Genomic DNA, 23,288 nt, shown 5'->3' with positions numbered 1-23,288 from the left:
GAATTCAGCACGGCTGCCGGATTCTGGTCCGCATGTCGGCACCCACCAAGAGCCAGCGCAAGCGCGTGCACCCCGTAGACGAGGTGCTTCCCCTCCCGAAGCTGGCCACTTACGGCTTCCAGCATGTCGTCGCGTTCTACGCCGGCGCGGTGCTGGTGCCGATCCTGATCGCGAACGCCCTCGGGCTGACCGGCGAAGAGCTCGTCATGCTCATCACCGCCGACCTGTTCACCTGTGGCATCGCCTCGATCATCCAGGCCGTCGGGTTCAAGAACGTCGGTGTGCGGCTGCCGCTGCTGCAGGGCGTGACATTCGCCGGGGTGGCCCCGATCATCGCGATCGGGCTGGCCCACGGCGGCGGGACCGAGAGCCTGCTCTACGTGTACGGCGCGGTGATCGTCGCGGGTGTCTTCACCTTCCTCATCGCACCCGCGTTCGTCCGGCTGCTCAAGTTCTTCCCGCCGGTGGTGACCGGGACGCTCATCACCATCATCGGGCTGTGCCTGGTACCGATCGGCGCGCTCGATGCGGTGACCAACCCGGCCACCCACGAGCCCGATCCCACCAACCTGCGCTGGGTGCTCTACGCGCTGGGCACCATCGCGGTGATCGTCGCGATCCAGCGGTTCTTCCGGGGCTTCATGTCCACCATTGCCGTGCTGCTGGGTCTGGTCGCGGGCTGCGCGGTGGCATATGCGCTGGGTGACATGAACTTCGATCGCGTGGGCCAGGCCGCAATGTTCGGCTTCACGCCGCCGTTCGCCTTCGGTATGCCCAAGTTCGACATCGTCGCCATCATCACCATGGTGATCGTGATGATGATCATCGCGGTGGAGTCCACCGGCAGCACCATCGCGACCGGTGAGATCGTCGGCAAGCGGGTCCGCCCGTCCGATATCGGCAACGTACTGCGCGCCGACGGGGTGGCCACCACCATCGGCGGCATCTTCAACTCGTTCCCCTACACCGCGTTCTCCGAGAACGTCGGCCTGGTGCGGCTGACCGGGATCAAGAGCCGATGGGTGGTCGCGGCGGCGGGTGCGATCATGATCCTGCTCGGCTTCCTGCCCAAGGTGGCCGCCGTGGTCGCGTCCATCCCGAACCCGGTACTCGGCGGTGCGGCACTGACGCTGTTCGCCACCGTCGCCGTCGTCGGCATCCAGACGCTGGGCAAGGTCGATTTCACCGACCACCGCAATGTCATCATCGTCACCACCAGCCTGGCACTGGCACTGCTGGTGACCTCCTACCCGGATATCTCCTCGGCGCTGCCGGCGGGCCTGGACATCCTTTTCGGCAGCGGTATCAGCACCGGCGCCATCGCCGCCATCGTGCTCAACATCGTCTTCTTCCATCTCGGCAAGAAGGGACCTCGGGTTGCCGGCGGCGGATCCATCACCCTCGACGAGGTCAACACCATGACCCGGGATCGTTTCACCGAGGTGTTCGGACATGTGGTGCAGGACGTCACCTGGGCTGCCGATCGCGCCTTCGAACAACGCCCGTTCACCGACACCACGGCGCTGCGCGAGGCATTCCAGGATGCCGTGCTGACCGGTTCATCGGAGCAGCAAGCCGAATTGCTCAACGCGTTCCCGGACCTGGGCGCCGAGGACGAAACGGGTCAGGTTCTCGCCGTCGATCACGTAGCGTTGAGCAATCTCGACGAAGATGATCACCAGGACGTGGTGGGATTGGCCGCCGCCTATCGCGAACACTTCGGCTTCCCGCTCATCATCTGTGCGCGCGAGACCGAGCGCTTCGACCGGGTGCTGCGCAACGGTTGGTCGCGGATGGACAACTCCGCGGCCACCGAGAAGGCGTACGCGTTGATCGAGGTGGCCAAGATCGCCAACTACCGCTTCACCGATCTGGTTGCCGACGCCAATCCCATTGCCGCGGCGCGGTTCGGCAGGCTCAACGAACTCTCGTGAAAGCGATCGGACTGCAGGAATTCAACGCGCTGTCCGAGCGGCAACGGATGCATCTGTTGTTCGAGGTGTGCTCGTCGACTATTTGGGCGCGCCGGGTGGTGGCGGGCTCCCCGTTCCGGGATACCGAGGCGTTGTTCGACCGAGCCGACCGCGTACTCGCCGAGCTTCCCGACGCCGAGATCGATGCCGCGCTCGACGGGCATCCCCGCATCGGGGCCAAAGCCGACAACCCGTCATCGGCCCGCGAGCAGGCCCGGGTCGCCGATGCCGGCGACGCGGTGAAAGCCGCACTGGCCGCGAAGAACCGGGAGTACGAGGACAGGTTCGGCTACGTCTACCTGGTGTGTGCCAGCGGACGCTCGGCCGACGAACTGCTCGCCATCCTGACCGACCGGCTCGACAACGATGCCGAGACCGAACGCCGGGTCATGCGCAACGAACTGGCCAAGATCAACCGGCTGCGCCTGGAGCGGATGGTGAGCGAACCGACATGATGGGCTTCATGACTCTGTCCACCCATGTCCTCGACGCGACCACCGGGCGGCCTGCCGTCGGGGTCGCCGTCACCCTCACCGCCGCCGGCACCGCGGTGGCCGACGGGCTCACCGATGCCGACGGGCGCATCGCCGAACTCGGCGGCCAGCTGGCCGCCGGGGTGTACCGCCTGCATTTCGACACCGGTGGCTACTTCGCCGCCGAAGGAATCGTCGGGTTCTACCCCGAGGTCGTGATCGCCTTCGAGATCACGGATCTGACAGGTCACTACCACGTTCCGCTGCTGCTGTCCCCCTACTCCTACTCCACCTACCGAGGGAGCTGAACGTGAAGGTCGTGATCATCGGCGCGGGGATGGGCGGGATGAGTGCCGCCATCGCCCTGCGCCAGATCGGCATCGACACCGCGGTCTACGAGCGGGTCACCGAGAACAAGCCGGTCGGAGCGGCCATCTCGGTGTGGTCCAACGGTGTGAAATGCCTGAACTATCTGGGCTTGCAGGAGGAGACGGCCAAGCTGGGCGGCATCGTCGAGACCATGAGCTACCTCGACGCGCATACCGGTGAGACCATGTGCCGCTTCTCCATGCAACCGCTGATCGATCAGGTCGGACAGCGTCCGTACCCGATCGCGCGCGCCGAGCTGCAGCTCATGTTGATGCAGGCCTACGGGGTCGACGACATCAACTTCGGCATGAAGATGGTCAGCGTGGCCGACGGCGACGATGCGGCGACCGCGACCTTCGCCGACGGCACGACGGTCACCGCCGACGTGATCATCGGCGCGGACGGCGCCAGTTCGCTCACCCGCGAGTACGTACTCGGCGGCCCGGTGACCCGGCGCTATGCGGGCTATGTCAACTTCAACGGGCTGGTCGACACCGATGACGCGATCGGGCCCGCCACCGAGTGGACCACCTATGTCGGTGACGGCAAACGTGTCTCGGTGATGCCGGTGGCCGGCGGACGCTTCTACTTCTTCTTCGACGTCGTCGAGCCCGAGGGTGTTCGGTATGAGCGCGGGACCGCCCGCGAGGTACTGCGCGGGCACTTCGCCGGCTGGGCACCCGGTGTGCAGACGCTGATCGACAAGCTGGACCCGCTGACCACCAACCGGGTGGAGATCTTGGACCTGGACCCGTTTCACACCTGGGTGAAGGGACGGGTGGCCGTGCTCGGCGACGCGGCGCACAACACCACTCCCGATATCGGGCAGGGCGGCTGTTCGGCGATGGAGGACGCCATCGCGTTGCAGTGGGCGTTCAAGGACAACCCCGCAGACGTGCACGCCGCGCTGGCGGCCTATCAGGCCGCGCGCACCGAGCGCGCCGGTGAACTGGTGCTGCGGGCCCGCAAACGCTGCGATGTGACGCACGCCAAGGACCCCGAGACCACCGCCCGGTGGTATGAAGAGTTGCGAAACGAGGACGGCAGCAACGTCATCCGCGGCATCGTCGGCAACATCCTTGGCGGACCACTCACCCCGACCCCGTGACCCGGCGGCCCCGTACATAGACCCCGTCCAGGGCCTCTTCCCGCATGTTCATGAGCAGGGTGAACAGCACGCGGTCAGCATCGGCGGGGTCGATCCGCGCCAGCAGTTGCGGCAGCAGGGCCTGCCGCCCCGGATCCACGATGACGAAATCGGCCTCCTTCCCGGCGTCGAGATTGCCGATCCGGTCCTCGATGTCCAGTGCCCGCGCACCGGCCAGGGTCGCGGTGAACAGCAGATCGGCCGGCGGGATCGAGAGTGACTGTCCCCCAGTCTCACTGATGTGAACCTTGAAGCAGTCGTTGAGCACCCGGGGTATCAGCCACTCGTCGCCGGCCGACACGTCGGTCCCCAGTGCCACGGTGACCCCACTGTCGGTGGTGCGCCGCCAGGGCATGGTGCCGGACCCGAGGAACAACTGCGAGGTCGGGCAATGCGCGATGGAGCTTCCGGTCTCGGCCAGTCGGCTCAATTCATGATCGGAGCAGTGCACGGCGTGCGCGAACACGCTGCGCCGGCCCAGCAGTGACACACCACCGCCGGCACATCGCCCGTCGTAGGTGTCCAGGTAGTGCTGGACACCGTATCGGGCTCGTACCGCGTCGATCTCGCCGAGGTTCTCCGATAGGTGGGTGTGGAAGTAGACACCGTCGGCCCGGACCGCGTCGTAGAGTTCCCCCAGCGCGCGCAGCGTGGCTTCGGTGACAGAGAGCGCGAAGCGGGGCACCACCGCGACCTGGGTGAGGCCGCCGTCGCGGCCGTGCCAGCGTTCGATTTCGTTGCGGGTGAGCGCAACTGCCGTCTCATCGTCGGTCAGCAGCGGGCCGGCGGCCGCGGGTCCGACCGTCTGGATCCCGCGACCCGATATCGTGCGCAAGCCGGACCGGATAGATTCCTCGTACAGCGCGTCCTGGGCGTGCGGGAATGCCGACCCGAAGACGAGTGCGGTGGTCGTGCCGACCGAAGCACGACGGTTGCAGAAGTCACGGGCGACGCCACGGGCGTACTCGTCGTCGACGAGCATCGACTCCGCCGGAAAGATGCAGCGCTCCAACCAGTCCAGCAGCTGCCCGCCGCCGTGGGAGTCCACACAGTGCGTCTGCGGAAAGTGCAGGTGAGTGTCGACGAAACCGGGTAACAGAAAGCCCGGCCGGCAGTCGATGACCTCCGCGGCGGCCGCCGCCTCGGGCAGCCCGCGGTACTCACCGCTATAGGCGATCGTCCCGGAGCCATCGACGGCCAGCGCACCGTCGGGCACATTCACCAGGGCGGCCTGTACGTCATCGGACCGGGGCGCACCACCGATATGGAGCAGATGACCGCGGTACACACGCATCGGTCAATTGTCACAGCGTCTGAGCCACCGCGCAGTTCGACGGCTTCGACCTGCGCACCGCCCGATCGGCGACTACGGTCGATAGATGGATCTCAACACCGTCGAGGCGGTGCACATCCCCACCCACCGCGACGAGGTGTGGCCGCTCGGACCCGCCGACGCCATCCTCGCCGGCGGCACCTGGCTGTTCTCCGAACCGCAACCGGCCGTCGCGCGACTGGTCGACATCACCAACCTGGGTTGGCCCCCGATCACCACCACCGCGGACGGGATCGAGCTCGCCGCGACCTGCACCCTCGACGAAGTCGCCACGTTGTCAAGGTCTTTGCCCCGGGTGTGGTCGGCCGCCCCGTTGTTCCGTCAGTGCTGCACCGCGCTGCTCGCCTCGTTCAAGATCTGGCGCACGGCGACCGTCGGCGGCAACATCTGCCTGTCCTTTCCCGCCGGAGCGATGATCTCGTTGTGCACGGCGCTGGATGCGACGGCCACCGTCTGGCGCGGCGACGGTTCCGGGTACACCATGCCGGTCGCCGAGTTCGTCACCGGCGAGGCCACCAACGTCCTGGAGCCCGGCGAGGTGCTTCGGTCCCTGCACTTCCCTGCCGCCGCGTTACGGGCCCGCACCGCTTTCCGCAAGATCGCGCCGTCCCCGCTCGGTCGCTCCGGTGCCGTCGTGATCGGGCGTCGGGACGAGGACGGCCGCTTCGTACTCTCGGTGACGGCGGCAACGGTGCGCCCACACGTGTTCCGCTTCCCCACCACCGCCTCCCCCTCCGCTGTGCGCGCCGCGTTGAGCGCGATCCCCGAGCAGGACCTGACCCGCGATGCCCACGGCGACCCGGATTGGCGCCGGGCGGTGACGCTGACGCTCGCCGAGCAGATCCGGGCCGAGCTGGCATGAGGTTCTCGGTCAACGGTGCCGACTGGGACGACGATCCCCGCCCCGGCCAGTGTTTGCGCACCTTCCTGCGGGAGCGGGGGCATTTCGAGGTCAAGAAGGGCTGCGACGCCGGGGACTGCGGCGCATGCGCGGTGCTGGTCGACGGCGCCGCCGTGCACTCCTGCGTGTTCCCGGCCTACCGGGCCGCAGGCCGTCCGGTGACAACCGTGTCCGGGCTGGGCACCCCGGATGATCTGCACCCCGTGCAGCGCCGTTTCGTGGAGGCCGCGGGATTCCAGTGCGGCTTCTGCACCGCCGGGATGGTCACCACGGCAAGCACATTGACCGCAGATCAACTGTCGGACCTGCCCGAGCATCTGAAAGGCAACCTGTGCCGGTGTACCGGCTACCGGGCGATCACCGATGCACTGTCCGGGGTGGTGAACATCGACAAATCCGATGTTCATGACGTGGGGCGGTCGATCGGCGCCCCGGCCGGGGTGCGGGTGGTCACCGGCACCGAGGAATACACCATGGACGATGCGCCACCGGGGTTGTTGCACATGGCGGTGCTGCCCAGCCCACTGGCCCACGCCAGGATCCGGTCGATCGACACCGCGGCGGCCGCGGCCATCCCCGGGGTGCGCCTGGTGCTGACCCATCGGGACAGTCCACCGGTGCTGTTCTCGACGGCCCGCCACGAGGACCGCGATGACGACCCCGATGACACCGCCGTGCTGGACGGCACCGTGCGATTCGTCGGCCAGCGCGTCGCCGCGGTGGTCGCCGACAGCTACCAGGTCGCCGAAAAGGCCTGCCGGGCAATAGTCGTCGACTACGAAGAATTACCTGCGGTATTCGATCCGGAGACCGCCAGGTCGGCGGGTTCGCCCCTTTTGCACGACGACAAGGGGCCGCAGGCACGGATCGCGGACCCGTCTCGCAACCTGGTCGCCGAATTGCACGGCGAGGTCGGCGATATCGCGGCCGGAATCGCCGACGCCGAATCCTCGGGTGGCGCAGTGGTCCGGGGGCGCTGGCAGACCCAACGCGTGCAGCACGTGCATCTGGAGACGCACGGCTGCACCGGCTGGCGTGACGAGGACGGCCGTCTGGTCATCCGCACCAGCTCGCAAGTGCCCTTCCTCGTCCGAAAAGAGCTGTGCCACATCTTCGGTCTCGGCCCCGACGATGTGCAGGTGTTGACCAAGCGGGTCGGCGGCGGCTTCGGCGCCAAGCAGGAGATGCTCACCGAGGATTTGGTGGCACTGGCGGTGCTGCGCCTCGGCGCACCGGTGCGCTACGAGTTCGCGCGCTCCGATCAGTTCACCGTGGCCCCGTGCCGGCACCCGTTCCGCGTCGATGTGACCGTGGCCGCCGATGCCCAGGGGCATCTCACCGCGCTGGCCATCGACACGCTCGTCGACGCCGGCGCCTACGGCAATCACAGCCCGGGCGTGATGTTCCATGGCTGCGGCGAATCCGTTGCGGTGTACCGCAGTCCGAACAAGCGCGTCGACGCACAGTCGGTGTACACCAACAACCTGCCCTCCGGCGCCTTCCGCGGGTACGGGCTGGGCCAGGTGATGTTCGCCGTCGAGTCCGCGATGGACGAACTGGCCGACCGGATGAACATCGACCCCTTCGAGTTCCGGCGCCGCAACGTGATCGTCCCGGGTGACGACTTCGTGGATTCCCATGTGCTCGATGACGACCTGACCTTCGGCAGCTACGGGCTGGATCAGTGCCTGGACCTGGCCGAGACCGCGCTGCGGGCAGGCAACGGTGTGGCAGCGCCCGAGGGTTGGCGGGTCGGCGAGGGAATGGCGGTGGCCATGATCGCGACCATTCCGCCACGAGGCCATTTCGCCGATGCGACGGTATCTGTCGACGCCGAGGGCACCTACACGCTGGACATCGGCACCACCGAGTTCGGCAACGGAACCACCACCGTGCACACCCAGCTGGCGGCCCACGAGCTCAACACCGTCACCGAGCGGATCGTGGTCCGTCAATCGAACACCGACACCGCCGGATATGACACCGGCGCTTTCGGGTCGGCGGGCACCGTGGTCGCCGGACGGGCCACCCAACGCGCAGCCCGAGAACTCCGGCGCGCGTTGGTGTCCGCCGCCGCCGAGCTGTCCGGGGTAGCTCCGGCGCTGTGCAGCCTGGACCGCAACGGCGTGCAGTGCGGTGACCAACTGGTCGATTTCGGCTCGCTACCGGTGCCCATGTCCGGCCACGGAAAGCACGACGGCACACCGCGTTCGGTGGCCTTCAACGTGCAGGCATTCCGCGTCGCGGTGAACACCGAGACCGGTCAGGTGCGGATCCTGCAGTCGATTCAGGCCGCCGACGCCGGGGTGGTGATGAATCCGCAGCAATGCCGCGGTCAGGTCGAAGGTGGTGTCGCACAGGCGATCGGCTCAGCCCTGTACGAGGAGATCCACATCGGTGCGGACGGAACCGTCGGCACCCAGACGCTGCGCAACTACCACGTTCCGCAGCTGGCGGACGTGCCGGTGACCGAGGTGTACTTTGCCGACACCTACGACGAGCTCGGTCCGCTGGGCGCCAAATCGATGAGCGAGTCACCCTACAACCCGGTCGCCCCCGCCCTGGCGAACGCCGTCGCCAGGGCGTGCGGGGCACGGGTGTATCAGCTGCCGATGACCCCGGCCCGGGTGTGGCGGGCGCTGGGCTCGCCGGCCCCCTAGAGCCGCTCGATGATGGTGACGTTCGCGGTGCCGCCACCCTCACACATGGTCTGCAGTCCGTACCGGCCGCCGGTGCGCTCCAGAGTGTTCAGCATGGTGGCGAACAGCTTGGCGCCGGTGGCGCCCAACGGATGCCCCAGCGCGATGCCGCCGCCGCTGGGATTGACCTTCGCCGGGTCGGCACCGGTCTCCTTGAGCCAGGCCTGCACCACCGGGGCGAAGGCCTCGTTGATCTCGACGGTGTCGATATCGTCAATCGACAGGCCGGTCTTCTCCAGCGCGTAGTGGGTGGCCGGGATGGGGCCGGTCAGCATGAACACCGGGTCGGCGCCGCGGGCACTGATGTGGTGGATACGGGCCCGCGGCTTCAGACCGTGCGTCTTGACCGCGTCCTCGGAGGCGAGCAACACCGCGCTGGCACCGTCGGAGATCTGGCTGGCCATCGCGGCGGTCAGCCGGCCACCCTCGACGAGGGTCTTGAGCCCGGCCATCTTCTCCAGCGATGTTTCCCGCGGGCCCTCGTCGATGGCGAAACCGTCGACCGGGATGATCTCGTTCTCGAAGTACCCGGCCCGGATCGCGTCCAGGGCGCGCTGATGGCTGGTCAGCGCGAACTGCTCCATGTCCTCGCGGGACAGGTTCCACTTCTCGGCGATCATCTCCGAACCACGGAACTGGGAGATCTCCTGGTCGCCGTAGCGGTGCAGCCAGCTCTTGGACTCATTGGTGGGCGAGGTGAAACCGAACTGCTCGCCGACGATCATCGCCGAGCTGATCGGGATCTGGCTCATGTTCTGCATACCGCCGGCGACGATCACATCGGCGGTGCCGGACATGATCGCCTGCGCGCCGAACGAGATGGCCTGCTGGCTGGACCCGCACTGACGGTCCACGGTGACACCGGGCACCTCTTCGGGGAAGCCGGCGGCCAGCCACGACAGCCGGGCGATATTGCCGGCCTGTCCGCCGATGGCATCCACGCAGCCGGCGATGACATCGTCGACGGCGCCTGGGTCCAGGTCGGTGCGCTCGAACAGGCCCCGCCAGGCGGCAGCGCCGAGATCGACCGGATGCAGACCGCTCAGCGATCCGTTGCGCTTGCCGACCGCGGTACGGACGGCGTCGATGACATAGGCCGTTGATGTTCCAGTCATGATTCCTTCTCTGTCGTGATGCCGCCAAGAACGATGGCGAGATATTGGCGGCCGACGTCCTCGGCCGTGAGAGGCCCGCCCGGCTGGTACCACCGGACCGACACCCAGGTGGTGTCACGGATGAATCGATAGACCAGGTCGACGTCGAGGTCGGGCCGGAAGGAGCCGTCCGCGATGCCCTCGTGCAGCAGGTCCACCCACATCTTGCGCTGCTCGCGGTTGCGGTCGTCGACAAAGCCGAACTGCGGAAGAGACGAAAGCCGTTTGGCCTCGTCCTGGTAGATGACCACCTGGGCGTGCCGGTATTCGATGGCCTCGAAGGACGCCATGAACAGCCCCTTGACCTTGTCGAGAGGACCGGTCTCGGTGGCAACTATCTGCTGGTACCGCTCGAACAGCCAGTCCAGGAAGTCCTTGAGAACCTCTTCCACCATCTGCTCTTTGGATTTGAAATGGTGATACAGGCTGCCCGACAGAATGCCCGCCGAGTCCGCGATATCGCGGACCGTGGTGGACTTGAGGCCACGCTCGGCGAACATCGTCGCGGCGAGCTGTAGGAGCTCGTCGCGGCGACTGGCCGGCTGCGTCATTCCCACAGCGTACCAACCAAGCACTTGCTAGGTAAGCGGGAGTCTCACCGGCGCATCAGCGCGAACACACCCCACCCCAGGTACTCACGTTGGTAGCGCGTGTAGCGCATCGGTTCGGCACTGAGTTGGGCACGGATCTCGGCAGCCAGTTCGTCATCGGGATGAGCATCGAGCCAGCGACGCATATTGAGCCACTGCGCCGCCTGGTAGCGGTCCCAACTGTCCTGGTCCGCCAGCACCATCTCGACGACGTCATACCCGAGCTCGCCGAAGCGTCCGACCAGCTCCGGCAGGAGCCCGAAGTCCGCCTTGCCGCCGGCCTGGCAGGCCTTGGCAACCTCATCGTCGGGCACCTCGCGGCGCCAGTACGGCTCTCCGATCAGCATCAGGCCACCGGGTCGGAGGCTGCGGTCGAGCAGTTCGACGGTACCGGCCACACCGGGACCGATCCAGGTGGCGCCGACGCACGCGGCAAGATCCACCAGGTCCTCGGTCACGAACCCGGACGCGTCGCCGTGGACGAACGTGACCTGTTCTGCGACACCGAGTTCGGCGGCTCGGTCGCGAGCCTTGGCAGTGAACTCGACGCTGATATCCACGCCGGTCCCGGTGACGCCGTGGTCGCGGGCCCAGGTGCACAGCATCTCGCCCGAACCACTGGCAAGATCGAGCACCCGGGTCCCGGGTACCAGGTGCAGCGCGCACCCGAGCTCGGCGAGCTTCGCCGCGGTGAACGGGTTGTGGATGCGGTGACTGCTCTCCCGAATGGTGAAGACGCGTGGCAGATCCACCGGTTCGCTCCTGTCGGTCGTGCCGTGTTGCGGCACCGCGAAGGTACTCGCCCACGGGTCCGCACCGCCAGCGAATTCCTCAGCGATAGAAACCGGGCCAGTAGGGCTCGCACACTGCGGGCAGATCGGCCTGATACCGGTATTCGGCCGCGCGGGACCGGGACAGGTTGAACACGTACCACCCGCCGCGCTCCCGCGCCGCCCGGTGCACACACTGGCGCACAGACATGGGCAGCCGCTGCAGGGCCGGATCGATATCGGAGGACAGGCCCGACAGGTACTTTGCATCGAGCTGGCCGGTGCGTTCGAACCGGTCGATATTGCGATCGGCGATCAGTCGTTCGGGATTCAGGCCCGCCAATCCGAGCAGTGCAACGATTCCGGCGACCAGCACCGCGCGCGGCAGCCACCCCGCCGTCATGCGCACACCGGCCAACGCCACCATGACGAACACCGCGCCCAGCCACAGCTCGATGGTGATCACCAACAGTCGCTCGGTACTGAAACCGTAGGCCTGTTGATAGACCCACATCCGCATGATCGCGGAGGCGACCACGACAATCGATGTGAGACAGAGGGTTCCGGCGAGCGCCCGGAGCAGACGCCGGTCCCGACCGGTATCTGCGACCCGAATGATCACGGCCAGCACGAGCAACGCCAGCCCCGATACCCACAGCAGCTGCCAGAAACCCTGCCGCGCGTACTCGGCGTAGGTCAGCCCCTCGGTCTCAAGCACATGGTGGTGACCGCCGAACAGGACCGCCGCCTGCACCGCGACGAACGCGATGAACAGCGCATCCAGCACCGCCAGCGGGAGCGCCCATTCCCACGGCGGCACCGACGTGCGCCGGGCGGGGGCGGCGGCGTCCAGCGCCGGCGGGAAACGCACCAGATAGCCACCGCCGAACACGAAGAACAACACCAGCGCGAACACCGTGGCCCTGGAGAACACATCCCCCAGATCGAAGGACGGGACCAGGGTGTCCGCCAGCCGCCCGAACGCGGGGTCGGCCGAGGCGAACAGCCCCCCGAACACCAGCACCAGCACGACGGTGGCCGCGCCGACGATCGCGACTCGGCCCACGCTGGGCGCATGCACCCGCCGCGGCAGGCTGCGCCCGGCCCAGCCCACGGATCGGGCCGGTAACAGCCAGGGCAGGAACCCACCCGCCACCAACGCGGTCCAACTACGGCCGCCGAACAGGGTGTGCCAGCCGGTCACCCAGGCCGCGGCCACACACACCTGCCCGAGCCACGGGGACGCCAGCAGCGCCGGAACCGTCAACAGCGCCAGGGTCATCGCGATACCGAGCACCTCGAAGCGGCGCGGGCGGCGCCCGGCGGTGCCGTACACGACGGCGAAGACCAGCACCCCGACCAGTGGATAGCCGATGCTGAGCTCGGTCGGCCGCCACACCGTGGTGCCGACCAACCCGGCGATCAAGGCGAACGCGACGAACCGTTGCGGTGCGGCCGCCACCGGGTCGAGCGGCCAGACGCGACGCGGCCACACCGAGAATCCGGGCTCGCCGTGCCGGGGTAGCGCGGGCCCCATCAACGGCGGGATCGGCGGCACGCCAGGTGCGGTGATCGTCATACGCTCTCCTCCAGTTCCGGAATCCAGACGCTGATCTGGCATCCGTCCGAAGTGTCGAGCACTTCGATTGTGCCGCCGTGCAATTCGACGGCCCAGCGGGCAATCGCCAGCCCAAGTCCGGTGCCGCCGTCCGATGTCGCGCCACGGGTGAAGCGCTCGAACACCCGCTGCCGCTCACGTGCCGGGATACCGGGTCCGTCGTCACCGACATCCAGCAGCAAACCCGATCCGGCGCGTGCCCGGACGGTGACCCGACCTCCCGGCGGGCTGTGTCGCACAGCGTTGTCCACCAGGTTCACCACCACTTGCCGCAGCCGCGCCTGGTCGGCCACCGCGGTCAGGTCCGCAGGCTCGACCGTGATGTGGACCGCCGGGTGCTCGAGGGCGTCCTCCAGGAAGTCCCGGACCCCGAACCGGCCGAGCCGCAGGGCGATGGCGCCGCCCTCGACGCGGGACAGATCGAGCAGGTCGGTCACCAACTCACCGAGGCGTTCGGTCTGTTTCAGCGCGGTCCGCAATGCCTGCGGATCCGGTTCGGCGACACCGTCGACCATGTTCTCCAGCACCGCCCGCAACGCGGTGATCGGCGTCCGCAATTCATGGGAGACGTTGCCGATCAGGCCGCGCCGATACTCGTCGGCGGCACCCAGATCCGCGGCCATCTGGTTGAAGGCATCCGCCAGCTGGCCGACCTCGTCACGGGAGGTGGCACGCACCCGGATGCTGTAGTCACCGCGGGCCATCGACCGTGCCGCGGAGGTCATCTGACGCAGCGGGGAGGTCATCCCGTGGGCGAGGAACCCGACGAAGAGCACCGAGGTGGTCAGCGCCGCCAGCAGCGCCCAGCGGAACTGCCAGCTGGCGCCGATCCAGAAGGTGAACGCGGCCAGCGTGATCGCACTGCCGACCAGCAGACCGGTCTTGACCTTGAATGACCGGAGCGGGTCCAGCGGTCTCGGCAACCGGTCCCACCAGGACACCGCGGTCACTTCGGGACCTCAAGGGCGTAGCCCACCCCGTGCACCGTGCGGATCAGGTCGGATCCGAGCTTGCGGCGCAGCGCCTTCACGTGGCTGTCGACCGTACGGCTCTCCACCCCCGAGCCCCATCCCCACACGTGCTCGAGCAGCGTCTCCCGGGCGACCGCCGCACGGGGCCGTCCCGCCAGGAACATCAAGCAGGTCGAACTCGGTGCGGGTCAGGTAGATCTCGTGGTCGCCATGGTGGACCCGCCGCTCCCGCGGGTCGATCCGGTACCCGCCGACCGCCAGGGGCTGCGGTCCGGCGGTCCGGTCCATCCTGCGCAACAACACCCGCACCCGGGCCACCAGTTCCCGCATGCTGAACGGCTTGGTCAGATAGTCGTCGGCGCCGATGCCGAGGCCGATGAGCATGTCGGTCTCGTCGCTACGGGCGGTCAGCATCAGCACCGGGACTGCCCGGTCGGCCTGGATCCGGCGGCACACCTCCAAGCCGTCGAACCCCGGCAGCATGACATCGAGGACCACCAGATCCGGGGTGGTGGCCGCGGCGACGGACACCGCGGAAGGGCCGTCCACCGCGGTGTCCACGGTGAACGACTCGGCGCGCAACCGGTCGGCCACCGCGGCCAGGATGGTCGGCTCGTCGTCGACCACCAGGATTCGCTTCACACCCTCGACTGTAGGTCCAGGTTGTGGCGTCTTCGGGCAGCGTTTGTGAAGGTTCTGTGCAGAACCGCTCGCGCGACGTCAGGCCCGCTGGCTGGACACCGAGATCACTTCACCGGTCAGGTAGCTGGAGTAGTCGCTGGCCAGGAACGCGATGGTGGCCGCGACCTCCCACGGCTCGGCCGCCCGCCCGAATGCCTCGTCACCGGCCAGCCGGTCGAGCAACTCCGACGATGAGGTCTTCTCCAGGAACTTGTGCCGGGCGATGCTCGGCGACACCGCGTTGATGCGGACCCCGAACTCGACGGCTTCGATTGCGCTGCAGCGGGTCAATGCCATCACGCCGGCCTTGGCCGCGGCGTAGTGCGATTGTGAGTGCTGCGCGCGCCAACCCAGGACGCTGGCATTGTTGACGATGACGCCGCCATGTTCGACGTCCCGGAAGTAGCGCAGCGCGGCGCGGGTGGCACGCATGACAGAGGTCAGCGTGACATTGACGACGCGGTCCCATTCGTCGTCGGTCATGTCGATCACCGCGGTCTGTCCGCCCAGGCCGGCGTTGTTGACCAGTACGTCGATGCGGCCGGCCGTGGCCACGGCCTCGGTGATGAGGTTGTCGACCGCCTCGGTGGAGGTCACATCGCAGACCACCGCGTCGACCTTGCCCGATCCGAGCGCGGTCAGCTGCTCGCGGGTCTCGTTCAGGCGTCGCTCGTGGAAGTCGGAGATGACGACGTCGGCCCCTTCCAGCAGGGCCCGGCGCGCTGTCGTCGATCCGATGCCGGTACCGGCGGCCGCGGTCACCAGGACCACCTTGCCCGTCAGCAGCCCGTGGCCCTCGATCTCCTGTGGCGCGACTGAAAGATCAGTCATCCCTTCACCTCTCGGGGTAGGCCGAGCACCCGCTCGGCGATGATGTTGCGCTGGATCTCGTTGGATCCGCCGTAGATGGTGTCCGAACGGGAGAACAGGTAGAGCCGCTGCCACTCGTCGAATTCTTGGTTGTCCAGCGTCAGCCCCGCCATGCCCTGCACGTCCATGGCGATCTCGCCGAGTTCGCGATGCCAGTTGGCCCACAACAGTTTCGACACATTATCTTGCCCGGGCTGCTCGACGTCCATGGTCGCCAGCGAGTAGGACCGCATGGCTTTGAGCCCGGTCCAGGATCGGGTGAGCCGTTCGCGGATCAACGGATCGTCGGCGGCGCCGGTTCGCTCCGCCAGCTCCACGAGGTTGGAATGCTCACGCGCATAGCGGATCTGCTGCCCCAGGGTGGACACGCCACGCTCGAAGGTGAGCAGCCCCATGGCCACCCGCCAGCCGTCCCCGGGCTCGCCGACCACCAGGGATGCTTCGGTGTGTGCGTCCTCGAAGAACACCTCGTTGAACTCGGAGTCGCCGGTGAGCTGGATGATCGGCCGGATCTGCACACCGGGCTGGTCGAGCGGCACCAGCAGGAAGGACAGCCCGGCGTGCCGTTTGGAGCCCTTTTCACTGCGGGCGACCACGAAGCACCATTGCGCCCAGTGCGCCAGTGAGGTCCACACCTTCTGGCCATTGATCACCCACTCATCGCCGACCAATTCGGCGGAGGTGGAGACGTTGGCGAGGTCGCTGCCGGCGCCGGGTTCGGAGTAACCCTGGCTCCACAGCTCGGTGACATCAAGGATGCCGGGCAGGAAGCGTTGCTGTTGTTCCGGGGTGCCGTACGCGATGAGCGTCGGGCCGAGCAGTTCCTCACCGAAGTGGTTCACCTTGTCCGGGGCGTCGGCCTTGGCGTACTCCTCGTAGAACGCGACCCGGTGCGCGACGGTGAGGCCCCGGCCGCCGTGCTCCTCCGGCCAGCCCAGGCAGGTCAGTCCGGCGGCCGCCAGATGCTGGTTCCACGCACGCCGTTCTTCGAATGCCTCATGCTCACGACCGGGGCCTCCGAGACCCTTGAGCGCTGCATATTCGCCGACGAGATTATCGGCGAGCCATTGCCGGACCTCGGCCCGGAAGTCCTCGACCTCTATCACCCTTGTAGGCTAACCTACCAAGCACTTGCTTTGTTAGAGGAGCGTCAATGACGAGCGCAACGCGAACCGTTCCAGCGGTACTGGACCGGATTGCCGCACAGCTAGCCGAGCATGACGCCCTGGTCACGCCCGATAAACGCCTCACCTACGGCCAGTTGCGCGAGGAAGTACGACGGGCCGCGGCGGCCATGATCGACCTGGGCGTCGCCGCCGGTGACCGGGTCGCCATCTGGTGCCCGAACACCTGGCACTGGGTGGTGGCCGCACTGGCCACCCACTACGCCGGCGCCGTCGTCGTCCCACTGAACACCCGCTACACCGCCACCGAGGCCGCCGACATCCTCGCGCGCACCCAGACCCCCCTGCTGATCGCGGCGGGCGAGTTCCTCGGCGCCGACCGCACCGCCCAACTCGACCGTTCCGCACTGCCTGCGCTGCGCCATATCGTGCGGGTGCCGATCGACGCCCAGGACGGGACCTGGGATGAGTTCGTCGCCCGCGGCACCGACCTGGATGCAGTCGACGCCCGCTCCGCAGCGGTCTCCCCCGACGACGTCTCCGACATCCTGTTCACCTCCGGCACCACCGGCCGCAGCAAGGGTGTGCGCTGCGCGCACCGGCAGTCACTGGACGCCTCGGCGGCGTGGGCGGCGTGTGGACAACTCACCAGCGCCGACCGCTACCTGTGCATCAATCCGTTCTTCCACAACTTCGGCTACAAGGCCGGGATCCTGGCCTGCCTGCAGACCGGCGCGACGCTGTACCCGCTCCTCACCTTCGATCCCGAGCATGCAATGAAAGCCGTTGCCGAGCACCAGATCACGGTGCTCCCCGGACCGCCGACCATCTACCAGACGCTGCTGGACCATCCCCGCCGCGCCGACTACGACCTGACCTCGCTGCGGTTCGCTGTCACCGGTGCGGCGGTGGTGCCGGTGGTGCTGATCGAGCGGATGCAGTCCGAGCTGGACATCGACATCGTGCTGACCGCCTACGGCCTGACCGAAGCCGCCGGCTTCGGCACCATGTGCAGCGCCGACGACGACGCCATCACGGTGGCCACGACCTGCGGCCGTCCGATCGCGGATTTCGAACTGCGCCTGGATGACTCGGGCGAGGTGCTGCTACGCGGTCCGAACGTCATGCTCGGCTATCTCGACGACCCCGAAGCCACCGCGGCGGCCATCGACGGCGAGGGTTGGCTGCACACCGGCGATATCGGCACCCTGGACACGGCCGGCAATCTCACCATCACCGACCGGCTGAAGGATATGTACATCTGCGGCGGGTTCAACGTGTACCCGGCCGAGGTCGAGCAGGTTCTCGCCCGCCTCGACGGGGTGGCCGAGGCCGCGGTGATCGGGGTTCCCGATCACCGACTCGGTGAGGTCGGCAAGGCGTTCGTCGTCGTCAAAGACGGCGCCCAGCTCGATGAGGCGACGGTGATCGCCTACACGCGTGAGCATCTGGCGAACTTCAAGGTCCCCCGATCGGTGGCCTTCCTCGACATTCTGCCGCGAAACCCAGGAGGCAAAGTGGTCAAACCACAGCTGCGTGAGATCGACGGAAGGCCCTGATGTGGACCTGAATTTCGACGAAGGCACCGAGGATTTCCGGGCCGAGGTCCGCGACTTCCTCGACGCCAACCGGCACCACTTCCCGACGAAGTCCTACGACACCCGGGAGGGCTTCGAGCAGCACCGCCGCTGGGACAAGGTGCTCTTCGACGCCGGACTGTCGGTGATCGCGTGGCCCGAGGAGTACGGCGGCCGGGACGCCACCCTGCTGCAGTGGGTGGCGTTCGAGGAGGAGTACTTCCGCGCCGGCGCGCCCGGACGGGCCAGCGCCAACGGCACCTCGATGCTGGCGCCCACACTGTTCGCGCACGGCACCAAGGAACAACTGGACCGGGTGTTGCCGAAGATGGCCAGCGGCGAGGAGATCTGGGCGCAGGCCTGGTCGGAGCCGGAGTCCGGTAGCGACCTGGCCTCGCTGCGCTCGACCGCCACCAGAGTCGACGGCGGCTGGAAGCTCAACGGCCAGAAGATCTGGAGCTCACGGGCCCCGTTCGGGGAACGTGGCTTTGGGCTGTTCCGGTCCGACCCCGCCGCGCAGCGGCACAAGGGTCTGACCTATTTCATGTTCGATCTGTTGGCCGACGGTGTGACCGTGCGCCCGATCGCGCAACTCGGCGGGGACACCGGATTCGGCGAAGTCTTCCTCGATGACGTGTTCGTGCCGGATGAGGACGTCATCGGTGAGGTCAACGAGGGCTGGCGCGCGGCGATGAGCACCTCGAGCAATGAGCGCGGCATGTCGCTGCGCAGCCCGGCCCGCTTCCTGGCGCCGGCCGAGCGGCTGGTCGCCCGGTGGAAATCCGATCCGGATCCGGTGTTCACCGACCGCGTGGCCGATGCCTGGATCAAGGCACAGGCGTACCGGCTGCACACCTTCGGCACCGTCACCCGGCTGGCCCGCGGCGGTGAACTGGGCGCCGAATCCTCGGTGACCAAGGTGTTCTGGTCCGAACTGGACGTTGCCCTGCACCAGACCGCCCTGGACCTGCGGGGCGCCGACGCCGAGATCGTGGATGACTGGACCGAGGGCCTGCTGTTCGCCCTCGGCGGCCCGATCTATGCCGGTACCAACGAGATTCAGCGCAACATCATTGCCGAGCGCCTGCTGGGCCTGCCGAAAGAACCCAAGTCATGAACTTCGAGATCGACGAACAGCAGCGCGATTTCGCGTCCAGCATCGACGCCGCGCTGGGCGCGGCCAACGTACCGGCGGCCGTCCGCGCCTGGGCCGACGGCGACACCGCACCCGGTCGCAAGGTCTGGAACCAACTCGCCGAGCTGGGCGTCACCGCGCTGCTGGTGGCCGAGAAGTTCGACGGTATCGACGCGCACCCGGTCGATGCGGTGGTCGCCCTGGAACGGCTCGGCTACTGGGCGGTGCCCGGACCGGTCACCGAATCCGTCGTGGTGGCGCCGCTGCTGCTCGGCGATGACGAACGATCCGCGGCACTGGCATCAGGCGAGTCGATCGCGACCGTCGCACTGCCGCCGCAGGTTCCGTACGCCGTGAACGCCGATTTCGCCGATCTGGTGCTGCTCGCCGGGGACGGTCAGGTGGCCGACGCCGTCGCCGGTGCGGCACATGACTCGGTGGATCCGGCGCGGAAACTGTTCGAGGTCAGCGCTCCCGGGGCCACTCGCAACGCCGACACGGCACGCGCCTACGAATTCGGGGTGTTGGGCACCGCCGCGCAGCTCATCGGCGCGGGGCAGGCCATGCTCGACCAGTCGGTCGCCTACGCCAAACAGCGCACCCAGTTCGGCCGCGTCATCGGCTCCTACCAGTCGATCAAACACAAGCTGGCCGATGTGCACATCGCGCTCGAGCTGGCCCGCCCGCTGGTGTACGGGGCGGCGCTCGCGCTCGCCGACTCCGCACCCGACACCGCCCGCGATGTCAGCGCCGCCAAGGTCGCCGCCGCCGATGCCGCACTGCTGTCGGCCCGCTCGTCATTGCAAACCCACGGCGCCATCGGCTTCACCCAGGAGCACGACCTGTCCCTGCTGCTGCTGCGGGTGCAGGCGTTGCGCTCGGCCTGGGGCGACCCGACTCTGCACCGTCGCCGACTGCTGGAGGTCCTGTAAGCATGAGTGAAGAACGCGAACTGCTGCGCTCCACCGTCGCCGCCCTGGTCGACAAGCATGCCAACCCCGAGGCCGTGCGCCGCGCGATGGAATCCGATCGGGGCTACGACGAGGCACTGTGGAAGCTGCTGTGTGAACAGGTGGGCGCCGCAGCGCTGGTGGTGCCCGAAGATCTCGGAGGAGCCGGCGGCACGCTCGCCGATGCCGCGGTGGTGCTGGAAGAACTCGGCAAGGCCCTGGTGCCCACCCCGCTGCTGGGCACGACACTCGCCGAGTTGGCGCTGCTGAGCGCCGAGGACCACGAGCCGCTGGAGGCGCTGGCCGAAGGGGTCTCGATCGGGACGGTGGTCTTCGATCCGGAATACGTCATCAACGGGGACATCGCCGATGTGGTGATCGCCGCCGACGGCACGGACCTCACCCGGTGGAACACCTTCACCGCACACGCCAAGAGCACCATGGACCTCACCCGCCGACTCGCACAGGTCACCCCGGATGAGACCACCCCGCTGGGCGGCGATCCCGGTCTGGCCGACACCGCGGCACTGCTGATGGCCGCCGAACAGATCGGCGCGGCGACGCGCGCCCTGGACCTGACGGTGGCCTACACCAAGGACAGGGTGCAGTTCGGCCGGCCGATCGGCAGTTTCCAGGCACTCAAGCACCGGATGGCCGATCTGTACGTGAAGGTGCAGTCCGCACGCGCGGTCATCTACGAGGCGATCGCCGAACCGTCGGCGGTGTCGGCGGCGCTGGCGCGAGTTTTCGCCAGCGAGGCGTTGACCGATGTCGTCGGCGAGGCGGTCCAGATGCACGGCGGCATCGCCATCACCTGGGAACACGATATCCAGCTGTACTTCAAACGGGCGCACGGCAGCGCACAGCTGCTCGGCCCGCCGCGGCAGCATCTGCGCCGCCTGGAGGCCGAGGTTTTCCAGTCCGCGGACTAGCCTGGAACCGATGACCGCAAACACCGGCCGCGTGGCGCTGCGCGCGGGGATCCCGCCGTTCTACGTGATGGACGTGTGGCTGGCCGCCGCCGAACGTCAGCGCACGCACGGCGACCTGGTCAACCTGTCCGCGGGTCAGCCGAGCGCACAGGCCCCGGCCCCGGTGCGGGCGGCCGCCGCGCAGGCGCTCGCGGGCCACAACCTCGGTTACACGGTGGCGCTGGGCATTCCGCAGCTGCGCGAGGCCATCGCCGGGTCCTATCTGCACCGGCACGGCATCGACGTGGACCCCGACGCCGTGGTCGTCACCACCGGGTCCACCGGCGGCTTCCTCCTGGCCTTCCTGTCCTGTTTCGATATCGGCGATCGAGTCGCGGTGACCAGTCCGGGTTACCCCTGTTACCGAAACATCCTCTCGGCCCTGGGTTGTGAGCCGGTCGAGGTGCCCTGCGGGCCGGACACCCGTTTCCAGCCGACCGTGCAGATGCTGGAGTCCCTGGATCCGCCGGTCAAGGGTCTGATCATCGCCAGCCCGGCGAATCCCACCGGTACCGTGATCCCGCCGGATGATCTGGCGGCGATCGTGAACTGGTGCGATGCCCGCGATGTGCAATTGGTCAGCGACGAGCTGTACCACGGTCTGGTCTATCCCGGTGCGCCGGCCACCAGCTGCGCCTGGGAGACGTCGCGCAATCCCATTGTGGTGAACAGTTTCTCGAAATACTTTGCGATGACGGGCTGGCGGCTGGGCTGGCTACTGGTGCCCGAGCCACTGCGCAGGGCCGTCGATCGGCTCACCGGTAACTTCTCCATCTGCCCGCCGACATTGCCGCAGCTCGCCGCGGTGGCGGCGTTCGAGCCGGCGTCGCTGGCCGAGGCCGACGGACTCGTCGCCGAATACACCGTCAACCGAGAGCTGCTGCTCGACGGCCTGACCGATATCGGGTTGGACCGCCTCGCCCCCGCCGACGGCGCGTTCTACGTGTACGCCGACATCTCCCGGTACTCCACCGACTCGCTGGGCTTCTGCGCAAAGCTGTTGGCCGACACCGGTGTCGCCATCGCGCCGGGGATCGACTTCGACACCGTGCACGGCGGCTCGTTTGTCCGGCTGTCCTTCGCCGGCGCCGCGGCCGATATCACCACGGCGTTGCAGCGGTTGGGCCCGTGGCTCAGGACTTCAGGAACGCCAGCAGATCGGCGTTGATGACGTCGGCGTGCGTGGTCGGCATGCCGTGCGGGAAGCCTTCGTAGGTGATCAGGGTCCCGTTCTGCAGCAACTCGGCGGACTTCGGGCCGGCGGCCACATAGGGGACGATCTGGTCGTCGCGGCTGTGCATCACCAGCGTGGGCACGGTGATCTTCTTCAAGTCCTCGGTGAAATCGGTCTGCGAGAACGCCACGATCCCGTCATAGTGCGACAGCGCGTCCCCCATCATGCCCTGGCGCCACCAGTTCTCGATGATGGCCTCGTCGGGTTCGACACCGTCACGGTTGAATCCGTAGAATGGACCGGCCGGCAGCGCCCGGTAGAACACCGACCGGTTGGCCGCCAGCTGCGCCTGCAGATCGTCGAAAACCGACTTGGGCAGACCCTCGGGATTCGCGTCGGTCTGCACCATCAGCGGCGGCACCGCACTGATGATGGCGGCCTTGGCCACCCGCTGTTCACCGTGCCGGGCCAGATACCGCACCACTTCTCCGCCACCGGTGGAGTGTCCGACATGAATCGCGTCACGCAGGTCGAGGTGTTCGGTGAGGGCCGCGAGATCGTCGGCGTAGTGGTCCAGGTCGTGCCCGTCAGTGGTCTGCGTGGACCGCCCGTGCCCGCGGCGGTCGTGCGCGATCACCCGGTAGCCCTGGCTCAGGAAGAACAGCATCTGGGTGTCCCAGTCATCCGAGGACAGCGGCCAGCCGTGGCTGAACACGATCGGCTGGCCCGTCCCCCAGTCCTTGTAGAAGATGTCGGTGCCGTCGGCGGTGGTGAGGATGCTCATGGGCGATAACTCTGCTTGGTCGGC

The 23,288-nt window shown here is 67.7% G+C and carries 20 protein-coding genes and 1 pseudogene; 11 read left to right on the top strand and 10 right to left on the bottom strand.

Annotated elements, in window-relative coordinates:
* The first annotated feature begins 32 nt into the window (after positions 1 to 32).
* The 4 genes from A7U43_RS06815 to hpxO are packed head-to-tail and all read left to right on the top strand — an operon-like array spanning position 33 to position 3,923.
* On the top strand, positions 33 to 1,934 hold the full coding sequence (locus tag A7U43_RS06815) for a solute carrier family 23 protein (RefSeq protein WP_068002065.1): 1,902 nt from the start codon (positions 33 to 35) through the stop codon (positions 1,932 to 1,934).
* Between the two features lie 47 nt (positions 1,935 to 1,981).
* Positions 1,982 to 2,428 carry a 2-oxo-4-hydroxy-4-carboxy-5-ureidoimidazoline decarboxylase gene (gene uraD / locus A7U43_RS06810; RefSeq protein WP_068002067.1) on the top strand — a complete coding sequence of 149 codons (447 nt, stop codon included), beginning with the start codon at positions 1,982 to 1,984 and terminating at the stop codon, positions 2,426 to 2,428.
* Between the two features lie 8 nt (positions 2,429 to 2,436).
* Positions 2,437 to 2,754 carry a hydroxyisourate hydrolase gene (gene uraH / locus A7U43_RS06805; protein ID WP_068002062.1) on the top strand — a complete coding sequence of 106 codons (318 nt, stop codon included), beginning with the start codon at positions 2,437 to 2,439 and terminating at the stop codon, positions 2,752 to 2,754.
* Positions 2,755 to 2,756: 2 nt separating this feature from the next.
* A complete protein-coding gene (gene hpxO / locus A7U43_RS06800) occupies positions 2,757 to 3,923 on the top strand; it encodes an FAD-dependent urate hydroxylase HpxO (protein ID WP_067992644.1) in 1,167 nt (388 codons plus the stop codon).
* Here the strand turns inward: hpxO and A7U43_RS06795 are convergent.
* Entirely contained in the window at positions 3,907 to 5,256 is a 1,350-nt protein-coding gene (locus A7U43_RS06795; RefSeq protein WP_067992641.1) for a guanine deaminase, read from the bottom strand. The genes hpxO and A7U43_RS06795 overlap by 17 nt on opposite strands.
* Before the next feature lie 85 nt (positions 5,257 to 5,341).
* Here A7U43_RS06795 and A7U43_RS06790 point away from each other — a divergent pair, with 85 nt between their 5' ends.
* Together A7U43_RS06790 and A7U43_RS06785 are read left to right on the top strand one after the other, a co-directional pair.
* Positions 5,342 to 6,157, top strand: coding sequence for an FAD binding domain-containing protein (locus A7U43_RS06790; RefSeq protein ID WP_067992638.1), 816 nt, complete (start codon positions 5,342 to 5,344; stop codon positions 6,155 to 6,157).
* On the top strand, positions 6,154 to 8,856 hold the full coding sequence (locus A7U43_RS06785; protein WP_067992635.1) for a molybdopterin-dependent oxidoreductase: 2,703 nt from the start codon (positions 6,154 to 6,156) through the stop codon (positions 8,854 to 8,856). The genes A7U43_RS06790 and A7U43_RS06785 overlap by 4 nt, the downstream gene beginning before the upstream one ends.
* Here the strand turns inward: A7U43_RS06785 and fadA6 are convergent.
* From fadA6 to ipdE1, 8 genes and pseudogenes are all read right to left on the bottom strand, one after another.
* Positions 8,853 to 10,010 (bottom strand): steroid 3-ketoacyl-CoA thiolase FadA6, encoded by a 1,158-nt coding sequence (gene fadA6 / locus A7U43_RS06780; protein ID WP_067992632.1) that lies wholly within the window; start codon positions 10,008 to 10,010, stop codon positions 8,853 to 8,855. The genes A7U43_RS06785 and fadA6 overlap by 4 nt on opposite strands.
* On the bottom strand, positions 10,007 to 10,600 hold the full coding sequence (locus tag A7U43_RS06775) for a TetR/AcrR family transcriptional regulator (RefSeq protein ID WP_067992630.1): 594 nt from the start codon (positions 10,598 to 10,600) through the stop codon (positions 10,007 to 10,009). The genes fadA6 and A7U43_RS06775 overlap by 4 nt, the downstream gene beginning before the upstream one ends.
* Positions 10,601 to 10,644: 44 nt before the next feature.
* Positions 10,645 to 11,391 (bottom strand): SAM-dependent methyltransferase, encoded by a 747-nt coding sequence (locus tag A7U43_RS06770; protein WP_068002059.1) that lies wholly within the window; start codon positions 11,389 to 11,391, stop codon positions 10,645 to 10,647.
* A 79-nt stretch (positions 11,392 to 11,470) separates the two neighbouring features.
* On the bottom strand, positions 11,471 to 12,988 hold the full coding sequence (locus A7U43_RS06765; protein WP_067992627.1) for a DUF4153 domain-containing protein: 1,518 nt from the start codon (positions 12,986 to 12,988) through the stop codon (positions 11,471 to 11,473).
* Complete coding sequence (locus tag A7U43_RS06760) at positions 12,985 to 13,968, bottom strand: HAMP domain-containing sensor histidine kinase (RefSeq protein ID WP_418287686.1); 984 nt, start codon at positions 13,966 to 13,968, stop codon at positions 12,985 to 12,987. The genes A7U43_RS06765 and A7U43_RS06760 overlap by 4 nt, the downstream gene beginning before the upstream one ends.
* A gap of 5 nt (positions 13,969 to 13,973) precedes the next feature.
* Positions 13,974 to 14,640 (bottom strand): annotated as a pseudogene (locus tag A7U43_RS06755) (response regulator transcription factor).
* Positions 14,641 to 14,718: 78 nt separating this feature from the next.
* On the bottom strand, positions 14,719 to 15,510 hold the full coding sequence (gene ipdF, locus A7U43_RS06750; RefSeq protein ID WP_067992621.1) for a (5R,7aS)-5-hydroxy-7a-methyl-1-oxo-2,3,5,6,7,7a-hexahydro-1H-indene-carboxyl-CoA reductase: 792 nt from the start codon (positions 15,508 to 15,510) through the stop codon (positions 14,719 to 14,721).
* The gene (gene ipdE1 / locus A7U43_RS06745) at positions 15,507 to 16,655 is read right to left on the bottom strand and encodes an acyl-CoA dehydrogenase IpdE1 (RefSeq protein ID WP_067992619.1); all 1,149 of its coding nucleotides are present in this window, start codon (positions 16,653 to 16,655) and stop codon (positions 15,507 to 15,509) included. Before ipdE1 ends, ipdF begins: the two co-directional genes overlap by 4 nt.
* Before the next feature lie 47 nt (positions 16,656 to 16,702).
* Between ipdE1 and fadD3 the strand changes: the two genes are divergently transcribed.
* From fadD3 to A7U43_RS06720, 5 genes are read left to right on the top strand one after another with little or no spacing between them, the layout of a single operon-like run.
* The gene (gene fadD3, locus A7U43_RS06740) at positions 16,703 to 18,232 is read left to right on the top strand and encodes a 3-((3aS,4S,7aS)-7a-methyl-1,5-dioxo-octahydro-1H-inden-4-yl)propanoate--CoA ligase FadD3 (protein WP_067992616.1); all 1,530 of its coding nucleotides are present in this window, start codon (positions 16,703 to 16,705) and stop codon (positions 18,230 to 18,232) included.
* A 1-nt stretch (position 18,233) separates the two neighbouring features.
* The gene (locus A7U43_RS06735; protein ID WP_067992613.1) at positions 18,234 to 19,367 is read left to right on the top strand and encodes an acyl-CoA dehydrogenase family protein; all 1,134 of its coding nucleotides are present in this window, start codon (positions 18,234 to 18,236) and stop codon (positions 19,365 to 19,367) included.
* On the top strand, positions 19,364 to 20,317 hold the full coding sequence (locus A7U43_RS06730) for an acyl-CoA dehydrogenase family protein (RefSeq protein WP_067992610.1): 954 nt from the start codon (positions 19,364 to 19,366) through the stop codon (positions 20,315 to 20,317). The genes A7U43_RS06735 and A7U43_RS06730 overlap by 4 nt, the downstream gene beginning before the upstream one ends.
* 2 nt (positions 20,318 to 20,319) lie before the next feature.
* Complete coding sequence (gene ipdE2, locus A7U43_RS06725) at positions 20,320 to 21,267, top strand: acyl-CoA dehydrogenase IpdE2 (protein ID WP_067992608.1); 948 nt, start codon at positions 20,320 to 20,322, stop codon at positions 21,265 to 21,267.
* A gap of 10 nt (positions 21,268 to 21,277) precedes the next feature.
* Complete coding sequence (locus A7U43_RS06720) at positions 21,278 to 22,474, top strand: pyridoxal phosphate-dependent aminotransferase (protein ID WP_067992605.1); 1,197 nt, start codon at positions 21,278 to 21,280, stop codon at positions 22,472 to 22,474.
* On the opposite strand, the gene A7U43_RS06715 is transcribed toward A7U43_RS06720, so the two are convergent.
* Positions 22,440 to 23,264 carry an alpha/beta fold hydrolase gene (locus A7U43_RS06715; protein ID WP_067992602.1) on the bottom strand — a complete coding sequence of 275 codons (825 nt, stop codon included), beginning with the start codon at positions 23,262 to 23,264 and terminating at the stop codon, positions 22,440 to 22,442. The genes A7U43_RS06720 and A7U43_RS06715 overlap by 35 nt on opposite strands.
* Positions 23,265 to 23,288 lie beyond the last annotated feature (24 nt).

Source organism: Mycobacterium adipatum (assembly GCF_001644575.1).
GTDB classification, from domain to species: domain Bacteria; phylum Actinomycetota; class Actinomycetes; order Mycobacteriales; family Mycobacteriaceae; genus Mycobacterium; species Mycobacterium adipatum.
This window is presented reverse-complemented; position numbering and strand designations above follow the sequence as displayed.